Raw genomic sequence first — 22,299 nt, forward strand, 5'->3', positions numbered from 1 at the left:
TTGGCTCCTATTCAGCTTTAGACTTAAATTCAACTAGTTCAGGAGCGACCGTCATCCCCTCACGTACTTTTTGCAATCCTTCAAAAATAATCTGATCGCCTTCTTCTAATCCTTCAAGCAGGGTGTATAAATCTTTATAGGCAAAACCAAGTTTTACTTTCTGCTGCTTGACCTTATTGTCCTTATCCACTACATATACCATTTTCTGTCCCTGAAAATCGATGACCGATCGCTGCGGAATGACCATACTCGCTTTTTCGGATTTCATCGTGGTTTTTACCCTGGCGAATTGCCCGGGACGTAGGAACAAATCAGGATTAGGGAAAGAAGCCTGCACCAACATGGCACCGGTATTGGGATCTACCTCACGATCCAGGAAATCATATTGACCTTTATATTCAAAAGTAGAATTATCTGCCAAAATCAATTCAAATTCCACACTATCACGTTCTTCAGGAACACCCTCCTTCATCTTTTTCTTCTTAAAAAAGCGATGACGGAAAGCTTCCAGATACTCTTTTTCATCCAAAAAGAATTGTACAAGGATAGTATCTGTCCGAGACACTTTATTCAAAATTACCGGGTTTGGATCCCGACCAACATACTCCCCTACCTTGGCCTCCGTACGGCCAATAATACCCGTGATGGGGGAAGAAATTTTAGCATATCCTAAATCCAACTGGCTGATTTTCAAATTTGCTTTGGCAGCCGAAACAGCGGCGATTGCAGCATCATACTCTGCCTTGGCGGCATCATAATCTGACTGAGAAACTGCTTTTATTTTCACCAGGGGCGCCATCCGATCCAGGTCTTTTTTTGCTCTGGCCGCATTCACTTCCGCCTCTGCTACTGCAGACCTTTTCGCTGCTTCTGAAGCCTGAAAAGGCTGGGGGTCTATGGTATAAAGGAGCTTACCCTTCTTCACCAAGGTACCTTCTTTGAAATGCACCCCTTCCAGATAACCATCCACACGGGCACGAATCGGAATATCCCGGACGCCATAAAGCTGCCCCACGTGAATTTTCACATAGGGCACATGTTTATTCGTCACTTTTACGGTTTGTACTTTCTGTGTAGGCATTTGCTGGGCCTTTTTCTCCTGACAGCCCATAAGGGAAATACTAAGGAGAGAAAACAGCGCCAGGAAGGAGCAAATTGATAATTGGGTAAATTTCGTTTGCATTATCTTTTTTGAAAGTGATTGGCTGGTGAAAAACAGGTCAAAATATATCAATATCGTCTTAGATTTGGATTAAATCGCCCGAATATTACATCCTATTTAGCAGAAAAAAAAATCCTTCTTTATTGAAATATCACACTCCTGTTTACGAAAAAGGACAAATCAAAGATCATGAAAAATAAAACCTCCTTAACAATACATATCTTAACCCTCTCATTTTCAGCAGCTTTTTGGTATTGAGTGAAAATGAAAATGCCTAAGAAAAAATTAAAAGGCTGTAATTCATAGAAAAAAGCACTATTCAAATCGATCACATGACCACCTCATATTTTTTTAAGAAAAATCACGATCTATAAACATCTTATTAATGAATGGTATTGATCGGAGGCTATGAAACCAATTTTTCGGGAAAGTCGGAATCATGATGGGCACTCAAAATAAGCGCGTGCTTAAACCGCATCATCCAGGACAAATTCGAGTGATTGAAAGGGATCTTGGATAATTTACGCCTAACAGCGATGCTATTTTCCCCAAATATATCGGGTATTGCTTTTACCAAACCTATAAAAACTCTTCAACCATTGTCAAATTGACCAATCCTCAGAGGAATCAAATACAAATAACAGGCTCGTTATCCGACCGAAAATTGCATTTATGGAGACGATTGGAGTTGACCTCAAAGCCTTGGCACTGCCAAACCGCTCAATTAACCCAAATCATTCTCTGGCAGGCCCAATATAAAGTGGAACGCGGATGGCTTCACTGTTTTTTATACAACCCAAATTTTACTAAGCGTTCTTTCCCCTCCTCTGTCGCCTTCGAAGTAAAAAAATATAAAATAGGGAACTATTCCTGCATTGTCTCACCTTGCTGCTAATGGAGCATTTCAACATGCATCATTAGCTTTAAAAAGCCAAAATTTGGTTAAATCATCCGGCAAACAGGCTTAGCCCGGATTATTCCTGCTCAAATCCTCGTTTAGCTGTAAGGCGGAAAAAATGAAGGACTAGTTTCCGATTTCGAGTTTTTTTCCAACGAAACTGATGAATGAGGAGAAAGCAAGCATGCCCAAATTTAGGCTATTGTAATTCAAAGAATATAAGCTTTAAATACCTAAAATTAAACCACTTGCGCTTTATCAATAAATTTAGCGGTGAATACTTCGGGTTAGAAAACAGAATTCGACCCTCTTCCCGACAGCATATCCCAAGAATAAACAAATGAAAGGAAGAAATTATTCCCAAAAAAAAGCACTGACCATTCATTGGCCAGTGCAACAATAGGAGTTCACTTGGTAGGGCTGATTATTCATCAGCAAATATTTTTAAAGCGGTGGATTGTCCATGGCCACGCCATATTCCGGATCCTCCATCACATTAACATCAACAATAAAATTCGCCTTCTTTAATAAGGTCTGACAATCCGGAGAAAGGTGTCGCAAATGTAACTCCTTCCCTTCCCGTTGATAACGCTCTGCGATTTTATTAATCGCCTCAATTCCGGAATGGTCAGTCACTCTGGATTCCATAAAATCGATAATCACGACCTGTGGATCTGCTTTTGGATCAAATTTCTCGTTGAAGGCTTTAACCGAACCAAAAAATAAAGGGCCATAAATTTCATAATGTTTAACGCCCTTATCGTCGACATATTTACGTGCACGAATTCGTACGGCGCTTTCCCAGGCAAAAACCAAAGCAGATACAATAATCCCTGCTGCCACGGCAATGGCTAAATCAAAGATGACCGTTAAACCGGACACCAAAACCAAAACGAAGGCATCTGACTTGGGAATCTTACGGATAATTCTGAAGCTGGACCAGGCAAAAGTACCAATTACAACCATAAACATTACACCCGTGAGGGCGGCAATTGGAATCATCTCGATTAAAGAAGAACCAAACAAAATGAAGATCAACAAGAAGATGGCCGCCGACAAGCCCGAAATTCTGCTACGCCCGCCGGAATTTACATTGATCATAGACTGCCCGATCATCGCACAGCCACCCATTCCACCGAAAAAGCCAGTTACAATATTGGCCGTACCTTGTGCTACACACTCGCGATTACTGTGGCCATGGGTTTCGGTCACCTCATCCACTAATTGTAGCGTCATCAGGGATTCAATCAATCCAATGGAGGCCAGGATCAGGGCATAGGGAAAAATCACCTGCAAAGTCTCGAAATTCAACGGCACCGTAGGAATATGGAATTGCGGTAAGCCTCCGGCCACAGAGGCCATATCGCCAACCGTTTTGGTCTCCAAACCAAAACCAATCGCAATCAAAGAAACGGTCAAAATAGCCGCCAATGGCGCTGGAAAAGCCTTCGTCAATTTTGGGGTAAAGTAAATAATGGCCATCGTTAAGGCAACCAAACCTATCATAAGGTAGAGATCTGCGCCTTGCATCCAGACTGCCGCCTCTTCAGCGGTAGCCACTGTTTTAAATTGTGGTAGTTGTGCCAAAAAGATCACAATTGCCAGACCGTTTACAAAGCCTAACATCACCGGGTGGGGAATCATTCTGACAAATTTACCTAACCTCAATAAACCGGCCCCGATTTGCAAAATACCCATCAACACCACAGTGGCAAATAAATATGCTACCCCATGAGAGGCCACCAAACTCACCATCACTACTGCTAAGGCCCCGGTAGCACCGGAAATCATGCCGGGTCTTCCGCCTATAGCGCTGGTAATCAGCCCCACAATAAAGGCGGCATACAGCCCCACCAAAGGATCCACTCCCGCTACGAATGCAAAGGCAACAGCCTCAGGCACCAAGGCCAAAGCCACGGTTAAACCGGAGAGGATTTCATTTTTGTAATTTATTTTTCCATTTGCGGACTGCGCTAGGGCCGCCATTTGATCTGAAGATACCTGCAAGGATAGAACTGTTTGATTGACAAAATTTTTCAGCACGCAAAGATAAGAGAAGCTTTAACATTAGATAAGAATTAAGTCAAAATAAAACGCGCAGACAGCGATTATTGGGAAACCCCTAAAATCTTTCTCTTTTTTAGGCTAATAATTGGAAAATCTGCAAGCGATTTCATGCCCCTCATGCAAGTATTATGCGATTTCCAACAAATAAAAACAGGCAGTCAACAACCAAACAGACAAGTAGTTACGATACTTCATCATTAAAACCTCATTTATTCCCATTTTAATCTCAATACGTTTTGCATGCCAGCTGCACAATTACGAACGCTTTTCGAGCGTAATCCCAAAAATCATTTTGGTGACTTAGAGCATCTTTAATAGCCAAAATTCGTGACGGAAATTTGAAATACTGCAGAAGCGATGACCGACTATTTTAAAAGAATAGCAGCGCTAATGTTGAGAAATTATCCAAAATTGCTTCCAATAATTCGAACTTGCTTCGGATGGTGCAGTTTTTAATCCGCATTGTTCATCCTTTAATCCTCGTTTAGCTGCTAGGCGGGAAAAATGAAGGAATAGTTTCCTATTTCGAGTTTTTCCCAACGAAGCAGATGAATGAGGAGAAAGTAAACATACCCCAATTTGAGTTATTGATAATTCCAAAAAACTAACCAGAAGACACTGAAATATAGGGTTTTATAGTAACACACTGAATTTAGCGCTGAATGATTCGGGTTAATACGCTCTTACCCCTGAACGAATATTTTTTTCGCAAAAAAAAGACCCCAATTCGGGGTCTCTCAACTTAAAGGTTGTTTAAACTAAGTGGTTTACCACCGTATTCTCCATTCAATGTTCTCAGGAAGTTGGCGATCAATTTCACTTCTTCTTCGGAAGCATTTACACCAGATTGGTACTTTAACATTAGGCGGGTAGCCTCTTCCAAAGTCTCTACAGAACCATCATGCATATAAGGGGCAGTCAGCTCCACATTACGCAAAGTGGGGGTTTTGAAACGGTGGATATCTTTTTCTAAGCCAGTGGCATTCATACGACCATAATCCGGCGTAATCATCTCTCCACGGTCAGCAAAATAGTTCGCTTTTAAGCCCATCTTCTCAAAAGACTGGCCGCCCATTGCTTCTCCTACGTGACAGGTGGCGCAGTTATATTGCTTAAATAGATTATAACCTTCCACTTCTGCTGAAGTAAGTGCAGTTTTATCTCCTTTCAAATAACGATCGAACGGGCTGTTCGGCGTCGCCAAAGTTTTCTCGAATTCCGCAATCGCATCCGTAATCGTTTCGCCAGAGAAACCTTGTGGATAAACCTTCAGGAACTCCCTGGTCAATTCCACATCTTCATTCAACTTACCGGTAATTTCTTCCCAATTTGTAGATCCCATTTCAATTGGATTCATAGGAGGCCCACCAGCCTGCGCCTGTAAGTCTTCCGCTCTTCCATCCCAGAATTGCAAGTGATTGTAACGTGCATTGAAAACGGTTGGCGCATTGATATCCCCTACCTGTCCATTAATCCCTTTGGAAAATTTCAAGCGATCCACCCCACCGGTATTTAGGTCATGGCAACTTGCACAAGAAACCGTATTATCTCCTGAAAGGCGGGTGTCATGATATAATTTATTACCTAAAGCCACTTTCTCTTCATTGTAATCCTGTCGTGCCTTGATCGGCTGTACAGGCTCATTAGCAAACTCAGCAGCAGCAGTTCCATTCGCATAGAAAGTTGCTCGACTCACTTTTGCCCAATCCGCAATCACTGCCTTATCATCCGCGCTCAATGAACTCCCCCAATGCACCATTGCATATTGCGTTGGCGGCATCGTGTTATCTGCCGTGCTCTTTTCGATTTTAGCTAAATCCACCTCATTCACCTGCTGCCCTTTTTCCAGCTGATTCATCACCTCGGAAAGGTTGAAGTGATTCTGAGCATTTTCCATATCTTCCTTCACCATATTCCCGATCACCGGCAATTCTCCATAAAAAGGAAGCTCGGCATCGGAAGCATGACAATCCATACATCCACGATTATTAAAAATCGTCTTCACCTGCTTAGAGAGTTTCAATACTCCTTCAGAATCCTGACTTGCATTAACCACTGGGCATATCACCATGCCGGCGGCAACTAAACCCAATACTAGTATTTGCTTTCGCATTGTCTATTATTTAAATATTGCTGATACAAAATTACAGAATAGACAAATTGGCAAGATGAGAAAAGTCATGAACTAATTTAACGAAAATCAAATCTAAAAAACACAACACACAAACATCTAATTACCAATAACTTACACTCAGGATGTCGCTAATTAGTAAAATTTATACACTTATTCGAAATGTATATATCCACTATATTATGCTTTCTCAATTTTCATTACGCAATTTTTACAGTCAAACCTTAGGCGGAAACGATTTTCTCCCTGCTCCAGAAACAGCGGAAACTTCACCCCTTCCGGTGCTTTTGTAAAGTTTTCATGAATATGACACATCCCGATTTGATATTGTAAACAATGACGGGTAGTCATCAAACGCAGGTTTTCTTTATCCGCTCTTACCTCAAAGCCCTCTTCGATATTTTGAACGCCATGACGTTCATAAAACTGTCGCGCCAATTGATTGGTCACATTGCCATGATGATCCAATTTTTTTGAAGGAAAGGGCGTTTCATTCGGACTAAACTCCACCACTGGACGCTGGTGGGCCTGAACTCTTGCCTCCGTTAGCGCCTCCAAAAGGTCGCGACGCCAGGCGTTCACCTGACCGTTAGGTAAAAATGGAATCTCCTCAGGTAAAATTACTTGCTGAATATCGAAAATAGAATCCCCGGATTTTTTCAAGGACTTCTCCAGGTTCGCTTTGGCTCTTTGTACATTCTTGGCTGCTTCCCATTCAAATGCATGGCGGGCAGTCACTTGATACCCATAATCATCTTTCAAACATAAATTAATAGCACCATTACTAAAGGAAACCTGCAGCTCTGCTCCAATTTTTCGTTGGGTTTTATCTCCATTCAATTGCTTGGTGAATTCCTGATCGTGGTTTCGGAAAATCTCCATTCCGACTTGCAGATCATGCGTATTGGAGAGTGTCAACCAACCATCGCCCTCCACAACTTCCACTTTCATACCACCCAACTGGCCTTTTTCCGAAATAAAACACAAACCATCACCATTATGGAAAGGCAAGTCTGAGGTAATTTTCACGCGCTTCTTTCGGATTTCCGATACCTTACCCATCTTTTTCCCCATCGCTTTTGGAGTCGCCTCATTGATGATGGATTCTTGTTTACGCCCTTCGAAAAAGTAAGTGGAATATCCGCGATTAAAAGTACGCTCCGGATCCGGCTCAAAGGAAGTGCTGACTTTTCCATGGGAAAGTGGATCCAGATCACCATGCTTATCCAATACGGCATCCAGCTTTTTGCGGAAGTTCCCCACCACATTTTTCACATAGGTTTCGTCCTTGAGACGGCCTTCAATTTTCAGCGAATCCACCCCGGCCAAAACCAAGTCCTCCACATGATCGGAAAGATTCAAGTCTTTCAGGGAAAGTAAATGTTTTTGCTCTGCGATGCGCATTCCATTGGCATCCACCAAATCATAAGGCAAACGGCAAGGCTGTCCGCAAGCACCACGGTTGGCCGAACGCTTCCCGATCGCATTACTCATATAGCACTGCCCGGACAAGCAAACACACAATGCCCCTGCCACGAAGTATTCAAGCTCCACATTGGTGTTTTTGCGGATTTCCTCCATCTGCATCAGGGATAATTCCCGTGCCAAAACCACTCGTTGCAAGCCTACCTGCTCCAAAAACTGAATTTTCGAAAGCTCATAATTATGGGTTTGGGTACTGGCATGCAAAGGCAATGGTGGCAAGTCCATTTCCAACATGCCCATATCCTGAATGATCAGCGCATCGACACCAGCTTCATATAATCGCCAGGCCTGCTGTCTTGCAGCCTCCAATTCCTCATCATACAGGATGGTATTCATGGTGACAAAAATCTGCGCATGATACTGATGAGCGTATTTGACCAGCTGCTCGATATCTGCTACGCTATTCCCTACGGCGGCACGTGCCCCGAATTGATCGGCGCCAATATACACCGCATCCGCCCCATGACGGATCGCTGCTTTTCCTACTTCAATATTTTTGGCGGGTGCCAGTAATTCCACTTTTCGTCCCATGACCGCTATACCTTAAAAATCGTGCCTTTATCTTAATCAAACTGAATGGACTGCAACATCAGTCCAGAAGCTGGAGCGATATAGGAAATCGGCTGATTATCGCCTCCCTCCAACGCCTTTTCCAATTGCTCCAAAGTAATTTTCCCTTTGCCCAAAGCAAACAAAGCCCCCATCATCAGGCGAATCTGATGACGTGCAAAGCCCTTTCCTACCGCCCGAAACAAGAAGCTTTTCTCTGGAAAAAAATTCGCGGTATATACATCATTCTCCACCACTTCACTTTTTTCCACGGTACGCACAAAAACGGTATCGGCAGAAGGCTTATAACAGAACTTCTGAAAATTATGCTCCCCCTGAAAAAGTTTCGCCCCGGCTTTCATCGCTTCGATATTCAGCTCCTCCGGAACATTCACCATATAGGGAGCAGCAAAAGGATGGTTCTTGGCGCCATAAGAAAACAGATAAATGTACTCTTTCCATTTGGAGCCCTGAATCACATTGAACTTTTCATCCACCTGCTCCACGCTCAACGCCCGAATGTCCTGTGGCAAATTTTCATTCAGCACCGCTAAAAACTCCTCCTCTTCCAGCGTTTCCCATACAAAAAGTTCTACCGCGGCATGATTAGCCGACACCATCGCATCGGTTCTACCAGCAGCCAGAATTTTAAAATCATCATGCTGAAAAATATAACGCAAGGTGCGCTCCACCATGCCCTGCACCGTTTTTACCCCCGGCTGCTTTTGCCAACCATGATACCGAAAACCCAAATACTGCAATTCCAGCAGATAGTAATACCGCTTGTTTTTAAACATAGCCGCAAAAGTACGGAATCATAAATTAAGGGACAAAGGAGAGGGATAAAGAGGTGCTGAAAACGTCATTTCCGGTTAGGCAAGCACCCAGGTCCACAAATAGTAGACTTTAATTTAATAACACCTCTCGACTCGACCGGAGTCCATATGCCCGTTTTGCGAAATATTTCATCACTTCTGCCAACCCAAAAGGAAGACACTTATTTGCGAGGTGCGTAAAACCATCATTAAGCATTGCGTGTATAGCCTAAACCCAAAAGGATTGAACAGGAGAAGATTAATATCGGTGAGTTTTGTTTTTGAATTGGGATAAACCCTTACAGGATTTTGATTGGTGGGCTTATTATTTTCGATGTGTTTTTAACTCCACAACTGCAGATTCAAGAAACAGCCAATATTTCCGCCTTAAACCAATCCAGATTCCGCTCCTGCTCATTGAAATGCATGCCGATCAGGACGATCTCCCGACCATCATTTAAATAGGGTTCGTAATATCGTTTTTCATGAATCTGCTCCAGCGCTTCACCTCTTTCATCCCCTTTCGGCAGGGGCGCATTTACCTTGAATTCCACTATATAAATATGGGTAGGTGTTTCCATGACCATGTCAATGCGTCCTTTGGAGTTGGATGCTTCCGCCTGACATTTTAAGCCGAGACCAGCCAGAAAACTGAACATCACCGAGGCGTAATAACCTTCATATTTATGGAGGTTATTCTGGACATAATTATTATAGGGAATGGCCGCAAACATCGCACGCACATTACTTTCGAAACCCGACAGATCATTTTTAAATAAATTCCTCACCGCCTCAGTCCGCTTCAGGAGTCTGTTCGATTCCAGAGAGGTCAAACTGATCAAAAAAAGCATATTCAGGCTCATCCGGATCTCGCGGTTGGGCGTAGAAAGCACATAGCTTTTCCCTCCAAAGGGCTCCTGAATCACTTCTTTGATCGTGAGGTATCCTGCCTGCCACAACAAGGAAGGTAGGTTTAAATTTTTCAGGGTGAACTGTTTGAGTTCCTGAGAGGAAAGCTCAATATTTTCCAAATCGAAGGTTTCATAGCCTCCTTTCTCGAACATTTTAGTGAGAAAAGCGGGTTGACCCGAATCCCACCAATAATTATCGAAACTCGCTCTTTTTTTAAGAAATAGCATAATACCATATGGATTATAGACCTTATCTCCCAGGTAATTATATCCATTGTACCAGGCCTGCACCTCCTCCATATCTACACCATCGAAATAATCGCCAAAACAGTTATTTAACTCCTGCTGAGTAAACCCACATACAGAGGCATATTGACTGTCCAGAGTAATATCTTCAAAATTATTCGCCCCACTGAACAAGCCAACGCCGGTAAATTTGGTAATACCAGTCATAAAGCAAAAGCGGATATACTGATCCGAGGCCTTGATAGCAGAATAAAAACCACGTAAAACATCCATGGAATCCGAGGCTAAATTATCATCATTCGACAGCGTGTCTTGTATCGGTTTATCGTATTCATCGATCAGAATCACGACTTTTTGTTCATATTTCTGATGGATCTTTAGAATCAGCTCTTCAAGCGCCCCACCTAAGCTATTTTTAATTTTCAAACTAATGTTATGAAAATCAGCATTCAGGTTAAGGTTAATCCAAACCCTGTTTTCAACAGCCTCCAGTTCCTTATAATTGGCCGCACTCAAATCAATACGAATTACCGGAAATTGCTCCGACCAATCCCATTTATCATGAATATACAATCCTTCGAATAGCGCTTGCTTACCTTCGAACAAGGCTTGCATAGTGGAACATAACATCGACTTACCGAAACGACGAGGACGAGAAAGGAAATAATAACCAATACTTAGTTTGGTCATTTCGTAAATCAGTTCTGTCTTATCTATGTACAAAAAATCATCCTTAGAACTCCTAAGGGTTTCAAAAGTCTGTATGCCGATCGGTAATGCTTGTCTTTGGCTCACGTGAAATTCCATTATTTGGTAGGACGCCTAAAGATACAGATTTTTAAGGAAATCTAACTAAATTGAATGTGATGCTAAAGGTGTCAATTACCAACGGCATGAGCCAAGCGGTTCATCCCCCCAAACGCCAACAGTAGGAGTACATCCAACCCCACGTTATCGTGAAGATGGAAATAAGCTGGTCATTGAAAAATACTGCCAGCCACATTTGGAGGCCGCATACCCCTATTGGCAATCAGAGTGCCCCTTGCTCCTTCAAAAACGCAATGGCCCGATCCAGTACCGGATCCTCATCTTTCAAAAAACTATCCAAATTCTTGCGCACGACAATATCCGGTGCAATACCCACTCCTACAAATTCACGACCATCCGGATAAGTATCCTTCTTGGTGCATACTCTCGCACTTCCTCCACCAGGTAAATCAAATAGGATGGGCTGCCCCGTACTGCCAAAGGAGCGATCCCCCATAGTTGTCATATGATTTTGATTATCTGCAGAAATCAGGAAATCTTCCGCCGCCGAGGCCGTATAGTTCCCCATCAAAATAACGGTAGGCACCACTAAACGATCTGTTTTTTTGGTTTCCAGCTTCATTGGACTGCTGGGGAATTTATGAAAATAATCATCCCTGCCAGAGAAATAGGCTTGTTTCCCCCAAGCATCCAAGGTATCCTTAGCTTCTACCCATTGCCCCCAGGCCTTAAAAGCAGGAATATGCAACCTACTTTCGCTTACCGCAGAATGTAATTCCTTATCATGAGTAAAGTATCCGAGAATTTCCATCCCGATATTCGAACTTCCTCCCCCATTATACCTTAAGTCGATAATTAGCTTATTGGCTTTCCGAATTTCCGGCAAGGCATCCTTGAACAATTTCACAATCTCCGGATCCGAAAAACTATTCAAGGCGATGTATAAAACATCCGGAGAGGGCCATTTCAGCTCCAACAATCCACGATCAATAAAGTCAGGGAACACCGCCTTTTCTTCACATTCCTCATGCGTTAAGGAGAGTGAGAATTCTTCCCCATCGGGCTTCTTTAATAGTAAGTCAAATTTGGTACCGGCCGGCGCCCGAAGCAACTGTTTCATCTTCCAATTTTCCAAAATATAATCAGTAGAAGAGGCGATATAGGGTTTCACATATTGATTGGCATATTCGTCCGCGGACAGTCCATTTACTTTGAGGATCTCCGTACCAATAGGAATTTCGTCTTTCTTACTTGCGTTCACCCGATAGATGATGGCCTTCCCTTCACAGGCAGTAACAAAAAGTCGATATGGCCCGAAATTGGAAATATAAATCAGCTCATTAATTTTCTTTGGAAAATAAACATTCGTATGACCATCCTTCAGGCTAGCGCAAAATTTTTGAAGTAACCGATAATATTCATAGTCATTCTCCGTTTTTTGCACCTCCATTATCAGGGATTTGTAATCTTCCTCCCACTGATCCCGATCTATTTTATTGAGATAAACAAAATTATAATTTACCTCTTGCCAAAATTTTGACAGACCATAAATCTTGTCCGTCTTGGACAGCTGGTTAGGCATCTTTATTTGTGCCTGGAGGCGAAAATCGGGGCACACCCAAACCATCAACACTAAAAAGCAGGCTAATTTATTCATTTCGATTGATATAATTTTTTATCAACAACAAGTCATGTATAAAAATAATAAAATATAAACAAAAAAAATTACCATGCCGGTTTTAATACAAAAAAAGTGGCGAGCCCTTTAACAGAACCCGCCCGATGCAGTCATTATTTCATCTCAACTTAGCTATGAGTAACACTAAAAATTTATAATGGTCATAAGGTTAAATAATATTAGGTTAAGAGTAAGGTTAAAAGGTTAAGTATTGGATGCTCAAATTGCGTTTTGTCCTATTAATTTTCTGTTGAGACGGCTGCTAAGGTTGGTTCCATATCAAAACTGGTTTCTCCGTGGTATACTTCATCGATCCCCACATCCTCAGTCTCACGATCCACTCGGGCACCTCTTGTAATCCATTTACTAATGATAAATAATAAGGCAGATGCTGCTCCGGAGTAAAGAATCACCACCACCACGGCTTTCAGCTGTACAAGCACCTGTCCGGGATTTCCATACAACAAGCCCGCTGCTCCGTTTACTTCCGGATTCGCAAAAATCCCTGTTGCGATAGCGCCAAATATACCCACTAAACCGTGAATACCGAATACATCCAAAGTGTCATCATATCCTAACCAGGACTTCAGTTTCACTACAGACAAGAATCCGATGATACCGGACAGGGCGCCGATGACCAAGGCTGCGGTTACATCCACATATCCGGAAGCAGGAGTAATACCTACCAAGCCTGAAATTACACCAGAGGCAGAACCGATCAGGGTTGGCTTACGCTCTGAGGTAGTCCACTCAATGAATACCCAGGCCAAACCGCCGGCACATGCCGCTATATTAGTTACTAATAAAGTATTTGCAGCTACGAAATCCGCTGCCAACTGAGAACCACCGTTGAATCCAAACCAGCCAAACCATAATAAGGCTGAACCCAGAATCATCAATTTCACAGAAGAAGGTTTATGCGGATGCTTTAATTTATGCGTTTCTCTTTTTCCTAATAATAAAGACAATACCAAACCTGCAATACCGGCATTGATGTGAATCACGGTACCTCCGGCAAAATCCAACTCACCGGAATTGGACAAAAATCCGCCGCCCCAAATCCAGTGGGCTTCCGGTGCATATACCAACAATACCCAAAGGATAGAAAAAACCATCCAGGTAGAATATTTCACACGTTCAATGATGGACCCGCTCACCAAAGCGGTGGCAATGGCAGCGAAAGTGCCCTGAAACATGATGAACAACATTTTCGGGATGGTGCCTTCCAAATCAGTAATCTTAGTACCGATTAACATAAAGTTTCCTAATCCGCCGGACAAGCCATTGCCATCTCCGAAAGCGATGGAATATCCCAAAACCACCCAAGCAATAGTGGCGGTACAAAAGGCCAGATAACTCATACCAATGGTATTCAATACGGATTTTCTTTGTGCCAAACCTCCATAAAATAAGGTTAAGCCGGCTGGGGTCATCAACATCACCAATGCGGTGGCGATCAAAACCCAGGCAGTATCACCGGATGAAAGTCCGGCCGTTTCAGTGTGTGCAAAAGCAGGAATCGCGCTCCCTCCCAAAAATAGGAGCAGTAGGGTAAAAAATCTTGACTTCATTTCGAATAGGGTGTTTTTCTTACTTATTTTCTTTAGTCTGATGTAAAATTTGTGATTTAAAGATTCAAAATCAACCACCCCTATTAATTTTTACATTATTTTTAATCCAATAGGTGTTTTTCCACCCCAAAACCTAAACATTTTCATTTTTATATCGTTTACGGGACCATTTTCACCCTAAGACCATTATAAATTTCACTAAAATCGATTACGACAGTATTAATATCAACCTCCTTTACAATTTACGCAAATTTTATTTCCCTGAAGACCAAAAACCAACCCCATTAAAACAACAAGGAAAACTTGTTCGACCAATTGCAATTGGTAGAGAATATTAAATCTCCAACCTCAAATTAGCCGAAGAAAAAATGAAAGGATCCTTCAGAGGGTATTTAAAGTTTTTTTTCACCTTACAATACCTAAGGAGAAAAGCCGTAAACCAATACCCGTAATCCTTTATCGAAGGCATTAAAGAAGAGAAGAATTTCTTACAGGAATAAATGCCCATGACAAAATAGCTCATTCCGATCGGACCAAGAATAAAAAAAGCGGACCCCGGCATGCCTCAGCAGAAATATTCACCGCTTAATTAAGTAATTCGACTTAGCTGCGTATTTTCAATTCAACAAGCACATGATTACTGATTTATCATTAGCCCTATTTGAGTAAGCATGCCCCTTCCTTCCTCTGCTTCATAAGAAAAAAGCGAGATCGGGAACAGTTCCTTCTTTTTTTGCTAATGGAGCTAAAGATGGATTTGAGCAGGAATAATTGGGCTTAGGCTTCCTACTATTAAAAATTCTGCTCTGCCTCCGCTTTGATTTCCAAAAATCAGGCATTATGTTTGTAAAACATTTCGAAAGTTGTCGAATTATTAAAACTATGAAGGTTAAGCAAACCGCCAAAATTTTCAAAGCCTTGTCCAACGAAAACCGACTGGAGCTTTTTTTACAAATTGCGCAGGCAGAACAAGCCTCCTTTGAAGAACCCACTTGCGATGGTTGTTTTGTTCAGCATATTGCCGCCAAACTAAATTTGGGAGCCCCGACCATTTCCCACCATCTTAAGGAGTTGGTCAATGCAGAACTTATTCATACCGAAAAAGCAGGTAAAAATGTGGTCGCTCGAGTGAATCGGGAAACATTGCAGTTGGTTATTGCGCTATTAAAGCTTTAAAAAAATTTGGCTATACACTTCGAAGGTTGTCGAATTATCAAAACAAAATGCAAGCAGTCCTAAAATATCCCCTGGAAGAAAGCCGGTGCCTAAGCACTAAAAAGGGAGTGACGAATTTCTCCTGGCAATATTTTTCCAGTATATCACAAATTTCAGAAGACACCCTATCCATTCTTAATCCATCAGACAGTCATTATTTAAGCGCTGAATATTGGAAAGCCATGGAAAAACATGATTCCAAGTATCGCTTTCACTATCTGATATTGGAAAAACAAGGTAAGGCAGTGGCTTTTGTACCGATAGCGTGTGTGCCGGTGAAAATTTCCAAGCCCCTACCGTCCTCGGGCAAGAACTCTTATTGGAAACAGGTCGAAAGTACCTTTCTTCGATTGAATGAGACCTGTCCTGCTAAAATGCTGATCTGCGGGAACCCTCTGGCGAATGGACCGGGGCAAATCGGCATTCATCCTTATGAAGCCGCAGGGGAGTTATATCCCAGAATTGCTCAGGCAGTTCAACAACTCTTAGGCAGACATCGATTGGATGAGGCCCGTATTCAAGGAATCGTTTTCAAAGATTTTGATGCTTATACCAATGAGCAAGCAGAAACTTTGGCAGGGCAAGCTTATGAACAAGTACAGACCGACGACAATATGGTCCTGCATGTTGACGAATCCTGGCAGCTGTTTGAAGATTATCTGGCAGCGATGAAAACCAAATTTCGGACCAAAGCCAAGCGTGCCCAAAAGCTCAGCCAGGAGATTGAGTGTCGCCCCATGAGTGCTAATGAGATTGATGACCAACGGGAGCAACTGAATAAATTATTAGAGGCGGTAAAATCCCAATCGCAATTTGATGCGATTCCGATTGACCTGAAACACTATGCCGCCCTCCAGGAAAAATTCCCCAAAGACTTTTCTTTTGACGGCTACTGGCTCAATGATCAGCTCATTGGTTTCAAAACTGCAATGCACAATGGCCAGCAACTCGATGCTCATTATATCGGGATGAACTATGAATACACTCGTTCCCATGCCCTTTATCAACGGATACTATACGATTATATCCAAATGGGAATCGATAAGCGGGTTTCCACCATCAACTTTGGACGAACGGCGGAAGAAATAAAAAGTACGATTGGAGCCACGCCCCAACCGCTGAACATTTATATGCGGCATAACAATCGGCTGATTCAACAACTGATCAGGCCCTTTCTGCGGCGAATTACTCCCAACCGCTATCCGCTTCGTCAACCATTTAAAAGTGAAACTAAACTGCAATTAATAAAATGAAAAATATGATCATTCTCGTTTTCCTTCTAATATTGACCGGCTTCGATATTTATCTATACAACGGAATACGCCCCCTTTTTTCGGCTCAAGCCAGCGTATTTACAGGTCTCTATTTCCTCATTTCTGCAGCATCCGTAATTGGGCTGATCCTTTATGGGTCTACCATACAACAAGCGGCGGATCCCCCCCCCTTTATTGATCAAATTTTCGCCTTTGGGATGGTAGTGATTTTAGCCAAAGCACTGGCCATTGCCCCTTTGCTTCTTCAGGATGTATACCGAAGTGGACAATGGTTGCTAAGCTCCCTGAGTCAATTTAGCATCGATAGTTTCCCAAAGTCAAGCACATTCTTTAGCTATTGGGCTGCCGGACAATGGTCCATCATGTTTCTGGTTTTGATGTATGGAGTAGCCATAGGCAAATACGATTTTCAGGTACAGCATCACAGCCTGACTTTTGAAAATTTACCTCAAGCCTTTGATGGCTTTAAAGTCCTTCAGATTTCTGATGCGCACCTTGGAGCCTTTAAAGATCCTGCAAAAGTAGACAAGGCCATCGCACTTATTCAGGAGCAAAAAGCAGACGCCATTGTTTTTACCGGGGATATGGTGAATAATCTGGCGACAGAAGCATCTCCTTTTGTGGAGAAATTCGCTTCTCTTCAGGCCCCATACGGCAAATACACCATACTGGGCAATCATGATTATGCGGAGTATGTTCCCTGGCCTTCCGAGAAGGCTCGGCAACAGAACCTCCAACACCTCATTCAACTGGAAAAAACCATGGGCTTCCAGGTACTAATGAATGAGAGCGCAAGTATAGAAAAAGACGGTGAATCCATTAATATTGTGGGAGTGGAAAACTGGGGCATCCCTCCTTTCCCGCAATATGGTGATCTGAAGCGGGCCATGCAGGACAATGATCCTAATGACTTCAACATATTACTATCTCATGACCCCTCACACTGGGAGCAAGAAGTTTGGGGAGAAAATATCGCCCTTACGCTTAGCGGGCACACCCACGGCATGCAGTTCGGAATTAAGATAGGAAATTGGGAGTGGAGTCCGGTGAAATGGAAATACGAACGATGGGGCGGACTATATCAGAAGGCCGAACAATACCTTTACGTCAATCGCGGATTTGGTAGTCATGGTTACCCGGGACGTGTGGGAATGGCACCGGAGATTACCGTCTTGGAATTGAAAAGAGGGTAAGCACAACAATATTCCATAAGCAAATGGACATTAAACCCGGATAATTCATGCTTAAATCCTCGTTTAGCTGCAAGGCGGAAAAAGATGAAGGAATAGTTTCCTATTTCGGGTTTTTTCCAACGAAGCAGATGAATGAGGAGAAAGCAAGCTTGCCCAAATTTGGGCTATTAAAAAATCAGTCGACACGACCAAATCGCCCTAACTGTAAGTCAATTAAAGCGACCACCTGAATCTGGCGGTGAATAACTCGGGTTGAAAAAGAGGAAGCCCGATCGCTTCCTCTTTTTCATTTTCCAAAATCTTAGTCAGGCTTTAGATTTTTATTTTCAAACCTGCAAAATATGTTCTTGGCAACATCGGCCCATATACATAATCTGAATCGCGATCCATGCCGGAATCCACATCCTGCTGATAGGCATTAGTGATGTTTTTCACGCCAATGCTCCATTGTAAGGTATTACTGTTGCGGATTTTCATATCGTAGGACAACTTCACATTCATTTCCAAAAAGTCCGGCGTATGTACCAGGCGGTCTTCTGCATTATTCTCCGATTCGAAATGTGTCACATACATTCTACCGGTATAATTACCAGAAAAATCAACGGCAAAGTTTTTTATGGGGCGCACCGTCATGGCGAAAAATCCATACAAATCAGGCGTTCGCAAATACTGTCGAACCGGATCCCGATCTCCCTGCTCCTCGTCTGCCCACCAATCCTGAGCTTCATTATGGGTACTTTTTTGGAACGTCATGCCCGCCTGTAAAGTCATATAAGCATTGGCAATGGAAGGGGTAATCGAAATTCCACGTACCTGTGAGCCTTCTCCATTTCGCTTTTCTCGGACCAAAACCCCATTCTCCTCCCCAATCGGAATATTGACGAAAGTATTGGTGATTTTGGTATAAAAGGCATCAATGGTCAAATTGAAATCAAAAGTCCCCCACTCACGATCAAAATCCAATGAACCCGTAAAGCTATCAGAATATTCCGGTTTCAGATCATCGGCCAGATAGGTGACCATCGGCATGCCATTGACCAATTCTACATGCAAATCCTCATCGAAAGCTTGTGGCGCACGGAAACCCCTTGCATATCCTGCGCGAAGGCGCATACCCTCACCCATATCATACTTCACATTCACGCGAGGGACAAATACCGGCAGATCAATCAAGTTCAGTTGCTCAATACGAAAACCAGCCAATACCTTCAAACGATCATTTACCTGCCAATCTGACTGTGCATAATAGCCTACTTGGCTCACCCTCTGATCCAATACACGTTCGTAGGCCTGGGAGGTATCTCGAATATATTCATTTTTATATTCCACACCGGCAGTTAAAGCCGTACTTCCACCTAAAAATGGTTGGTTAGTCGTGTAGCGCAGACCGGTTACCAGGTTATTATTTTCCGTTTTACCATAGCCCTCCGGATCCTGACCTGCTCCGGAATAATTATCCCGCTGTGTATTTTGATTGCTCAGATAGAAGGAAAATTTATGCTGCATATCATGCGTGAACTGATCAAAAGTTAGTCCCCCGCTGAAAACATCACTCTCAAACTGCTCTGCCAGATCCGCCTCATGCGGTGGACGATCGAAATCACTCCCTCCCCGACGGCTTTCTTTTATTGCTGAACCTTCCAGGCTGATTTTAGAGTAATCGCTTGGCTTGAGAAAACCTTTGAATCCTAATGTATAATTCTTAATCTGTGGCAATTCTGAAAAACCGTCACCATCCAAATCCCATTGTTCTCGCTTTCGATGAAAGCCATACAGGGAAATCCCTCTTTTCAGATCATCACTGACCAGATTCCCACCGAAACTATAGGTTTGATCTAAACTACTTCCGCCAATCAAACCCATATTTGTCCCGATCTCGAACTCATTAAAATTAGGTTCTTTGGTAATGACATTAATGGTGCCGGCTATGGCATTTCCCCCATAGAGGGAGGAACCTCCTCCACGGATGACCTCAACGCGCTCAATCATGGTGGTGGGCATTTGCTCCAAACCGTGAATACCATTCAGCGCACTAAACACCGGACGACCATCAATCAGTACCTGTGAATAGCCTCCTTCCAAACCATTCATGCGCACCTGTGAAAAACCACAACTCTGACAATTACTTTCTACCCGGATACCAGGTTGATATTTCAGACCATCTAGAAGCGTTACCGATTGAGTGGATTCAAACATTTTTACACCCACTACTTGTACCGGAACAGCAGCCTCACGACGATTAATCGCTTCCCGATTGGCTGAAACAACCACTTGCTCCAAGCCTAATACATCTTCTTTCAGGACAATATCCAACTCCAACTGCGTTCCTGCCTGAATCTGAATTAATTGCCTGCTGGGCTTATACCCCAGGCCCCTTACCTCAATTTCTGCACTTCCCACAGGAACATGATGTAAATGAAACCGTCCTGCTATATCTGTCGCTCCACCCAGAGAAGTTCCTTTAATCGACAAGGCGATCCCAACTAAAGGCTCTCCTTTTTCATTTTTAACTACTCCATGAATATCACCAAAATCAGCAGCAACTATTAGAGAAGACACGGAAAAGCTTAACAGAAGTGTCAATATTAATTTAAGGCAACTCATTCTGATTACATTAGATTATTTAATAAAAATTTTTAGACTTATCTAAATTTTAATTCAAAGATAAAAAATACTGTCTGACAAAAACAAGCCAAACAGAATCTTTATTCTTCTAAAAATAACATTCGATTTTAAAGCGTGTAAAAAAACACACCATCCAGCTGCAAATTCGAATTATTGGAAGCGATTTTTGATAATTTCTCAACAATATCGAGGCTATTCTCTCAACTTAATCAGGTATCGCATCTGCCATAATCAAATTTCCGCCGCGAATTTTGAGATTTAAGCATGTAATTATTAACCGAAAGGTGTATGCTCAAATTCAACTTAAGCTTAAGCTGCAGGGCGAGAAAAGGAGGAATTAGGCCGTAATTCCTCCTTTTCCCAACGAGCATTTGAATAAATCGAAAGTATACTACCCCAAAAAGGGTATTTTGAAAATGAAACGACACCACTAACAGCCTAATTCCCAGTCTTTATTAAACCGAATTATTCACCGCTAAATTCATTAACTAATCATAAGTGGCTTATTTTCAACTTTTAATAAATTGTTTTCTTTGAGTAATAATAGCCCAAATTTGGGCAAGCTCGCTTTCTCCTCATTCATCTGTTTCGTTGGGAAAACTCGAAATTGGAGACTATTCCTTCACTTTTTCCGCTTTACAGCTAAAGGAGGATTTAAGCGTGAATTATCCGGCTTAAGAGTTATAATCAGGCCGCGCAAATAATTCGGATCAATATTTCCTCGCCCGGCTAAGTTCCGCCTTACGTTCCAGCAAGGAAAATATCTGTTTCGCCTCCTCTTTAAAATGTGGCTGAGAGAAAAAGGGAATTATTCTTCTCAATTTTTGACTACTGACAAAAAGGGAATTGTCATAAACGGAATGATCTTCCACATTGGGTTGTATTGGAATGAGCTCTCCATAAACCTCTTCGAAGGCCATTTGTACAAAACGGGCCACTTGAATCATCTGAAAATTTTCCTGTGCAGAAAGATTATAAATATCATTAAGAGGTTGGGGATGTTCACAAATTGCCTGTACCGTCTTCACCACATCCCCCATCCAGATAAAATCCCGAATTGCGCCTCCATTTGATTTTAGTGTAATTCGTTTATGTTCAAAGGCCATTCTGGACAAATCATTCAAAATCAAATACCATTTTGAAGAGGCAAAATCCTTCGGGCAGCCATAACTATTCGTCAACCGAATAATGGTAAAATCCATGGCTTGTGTATGATGAAATTGCAAGACAGATTGTTCCGCCTGTAAGTGACTCGTGGCGTAATCATGTTTAGGAGAAGTGGCAGAATTTTCGTCCAAAAAGCCTGAGGATCTTCCATAAACATGAAATGTGGAGAAATAAATAAAATTCCTCGGCGGGTTCATCTTCACTACTTCCAATAAATTCCGGGTACCCAAAACATTCACCTGAATGGCCTTTTGAAAATAGTGGACCTCATTTCCTTCATTCACACTCGCCGTATGTAAAATAAAATAAAAGTACCTGGCTTTCAGCGCATTGTACACTGCCTGATAATCCGCTATATCAACTAAAAGCAGTTCAAAATCCCCTTCAATAAATACCTCTCTTCTATGCTTTGCCAAAACGGTCACTTCATAACCTGCTTTAACAAAATGCTGCGTCAACCAGGAGCCCAGGTTTCCCAAACCTCCTGTAATTAATATACTTTTTCCCATCAATTCGCTATCCTTAATTTTCCAGTTCTAGGGTC

The 22,299-nt window shown here is 42.4% G+C and carries 13 protein-coding genes; 3 read left to right on the forward strand and 10 right to left on the reverse strand.

Annotated elements, in window-relative coordinates:
• Nucleotides 1-7: 7 nt before the first annotated feature.
• The 8 genes from AAA970_RS17350 to AAA970_RS17385 form a co-directional block, all read right to left on the reverse strand.
• Nucleotides 8-1,183, reverse strand: coding sequence for an efflux RND transporter periplasmic adaptor subunit (locus AAA970_RS17350; protein WP_338238155.1), 1,176 nt, complete (start codon nucleotides 1,181-1,183; stop codon nucleotides 8-10).
• 1,321 nt (nucleotides 1,184-2,504) lie between these two features.
• Nucleotides 2,505-4,046 carry a SulP family inorganic anion transporter gene (locus AAA970_RS17355; RefSeq protein ID WP_338238594.1) on the reverse strand — a complete coding sequence of 514 codons (1,542 nt, stop codon included), beginning with the start codon at nucleotides 4,044-4,046 and terminating at the stop codon, nucleotides 2,505-2,507.
• Nucleotides 4,047-4,869: 823 nt separating this feature from the next.
• Nucleotides 4,870-6,240, reverse strand: a complete 1,371-nt coding sequence (locus AAA970_RS17360) for a cytochrome-c peroxidase (protein WP_338238156.1) — start codon at nucleotides 6,238-6,240, stop codon at nucleotides 4,870-4,872.
• 198 nt (nucleotides 6,241-6,438) lie between these two features.
• Nucleotides 6,439-8,274 carry a peptidase U32 family protein gene (locus tag AAA970_RS17365; RefSeq protein ID WP_338238157.1) on the reverse strand — a complete coding sequence of 612 codons (1,836 nt, stop codon included), beginning with the start codon at nucleotides 8,272-8,274 and terminating at the stop codon, nucleotides 6,439-6,441.
• Nucleotides 8,275-8,306: 32 nt separating this feature from the next.
• Nucleotides 8,307-9,089, reverse strand: a complete 783-nt coding sequence (gene truA / locus AAA970_RS17370; RefSeq protein WP_338238158.1) for a tRNA pseudouridine(38-40) synthase TruA — start codon at nucleotides 9,087-9,089, stop codon at nucleotides 8,307-8,309.
• A 380-nt stretch (nucleotides 9,090-9,469) separates the two neighbouring features.
• Nucleotides 9,470-11,071 carry an ATP-binding protein gene (locus AAA970_RS17375; RefSeq protein ID WP_338238159.1) on the reverse strand — a complete coding sequence of 534 codons (1,602 nt, stop codon included), beginning with the start codon at nucleotides 11,069-11,071 and terminating at the stop codon, nucleotides 9,470-9,472.
• Nucleotides 11,072-11,294: 223 nt separating this feature from the next.
• The gene (locus AAA970_RS17380) at nucleotides 11,295-12,689 is read right to left on the reverse strand and encodes a S41 family peptidase (RefSeq protein WP_338238160.1); all 1,395 of its coding nucleotides are present in this window, start codon (nucleotides 12,687-12,689) and stop codon (nucleotides 11,295-11,297) included.
• A gap of 260 nt (nucleotides 12,690-12,949) precedes the next feature.
• Entirely contained in the window at nucleotides 12,950-14,281 is a 1,332-nt protein-coding gene (locus AAA970_RS17385; RefSeq protein WP_338238161.1) for an ammonium transporter, read from the reverse strand.
• An 882-nt stretch (nucleotides 14,282-15,163) separates the two neighbouring features.
• On the opposite strand from AAA970_RS17385, the gene AAA970_RS17390 reads away from it, so the two are divergent.
• Genes AAA970_RS17390 through AAA970_RS17400 form a run of 3 tightly spaced genes read left to right on the forward strand, consistent with a single transcriptional unit; the run spans nucleotide 15,164 to nucleotide 17,963 of the window.
• Entirely contained in the window at nucleotides 15,164-15,457 is a 294-nt protein-coding gene (locus AAA970_RS17390; protein ID WP_338238162.1) for an ArsR/SmtB family transcription factor, read from the forward strand.
• Nucleotides 15,458-15,504: 47 nt separating this feature from the next.
• A complete protein-coding gene (locus tag AAA970_RS17395) occupies nucleotides 15,505-16,749 on the forward strand; it encodes a peptidogalycan biosysnthesis protein (protein WP_338238163.1) in 1,245 nt (414 codons plus the stop codon).
• A 5-nt stretch (nucleotides 16,750-16,754) separates the two neighbouring features.
• The gene (locus AAA970_RS17400; protein WP_338238164.1) at nucleotides 16,755-17,963 is read left to right on the forward strand and encodes a metallophosphoesterase; all 1,209 of its coding nucleotides are present in this window, start codon (nucleotides 16,755-16,757) and stop codon (nucleotides 17,961-17,963) included.
• A 312-nt stretch (nucleotides 17,964-18,275) separates the two neighbouring features.
• Here the strand turns inward: AAA970_RS17400 and AAA970_RS17405 are convergent, their stop codons facing one another.
• Together AAA970_RS17405 and AAA970_RS17410 are read right to left on the reverse strand one after the other, a co-directional pair.
• Nucleotides 18,276-20,567 (reverse strand): TonB-dependent receptor, encoded by a 2,292-nt coding sequence (locus tag AAA970_RS17405; protein ID WP_338238165.1) that lies wholly within the window; start codon nucleotides 20,565-20,567, stop codon nucleotides 18,276-18,278.
• A gap of 731 nt (nucleotides 20,568-21,298) precedes the next feature.
• Nucleotides 21,299-22,264 carry an NAD-dependent epimerase/dehydratase family protein gene (locus AAA970_RS17410; RefSeq protein WP_338238166.1) on the reverse strand — a complete coding sequence of 322 codons (966 nt, stop codon included), beginning with the start codon at nucleotides 22,262-22,264 and terminating at the stop codon, nucleotides 21,299-21,301.
• Nucleotides 22,265-22,299 lie beyond the last annotated feature (35 nt).

This window comes from Persicobacter diffluens (assembly GCF_036244895.1).
Taxonomy (GTDB): Bacteria; Bacteroidota; Bacteroidia; order Cytophagales; family Cyclobacteriaceae; genus Persicobacter; species Persicobacter diffluens.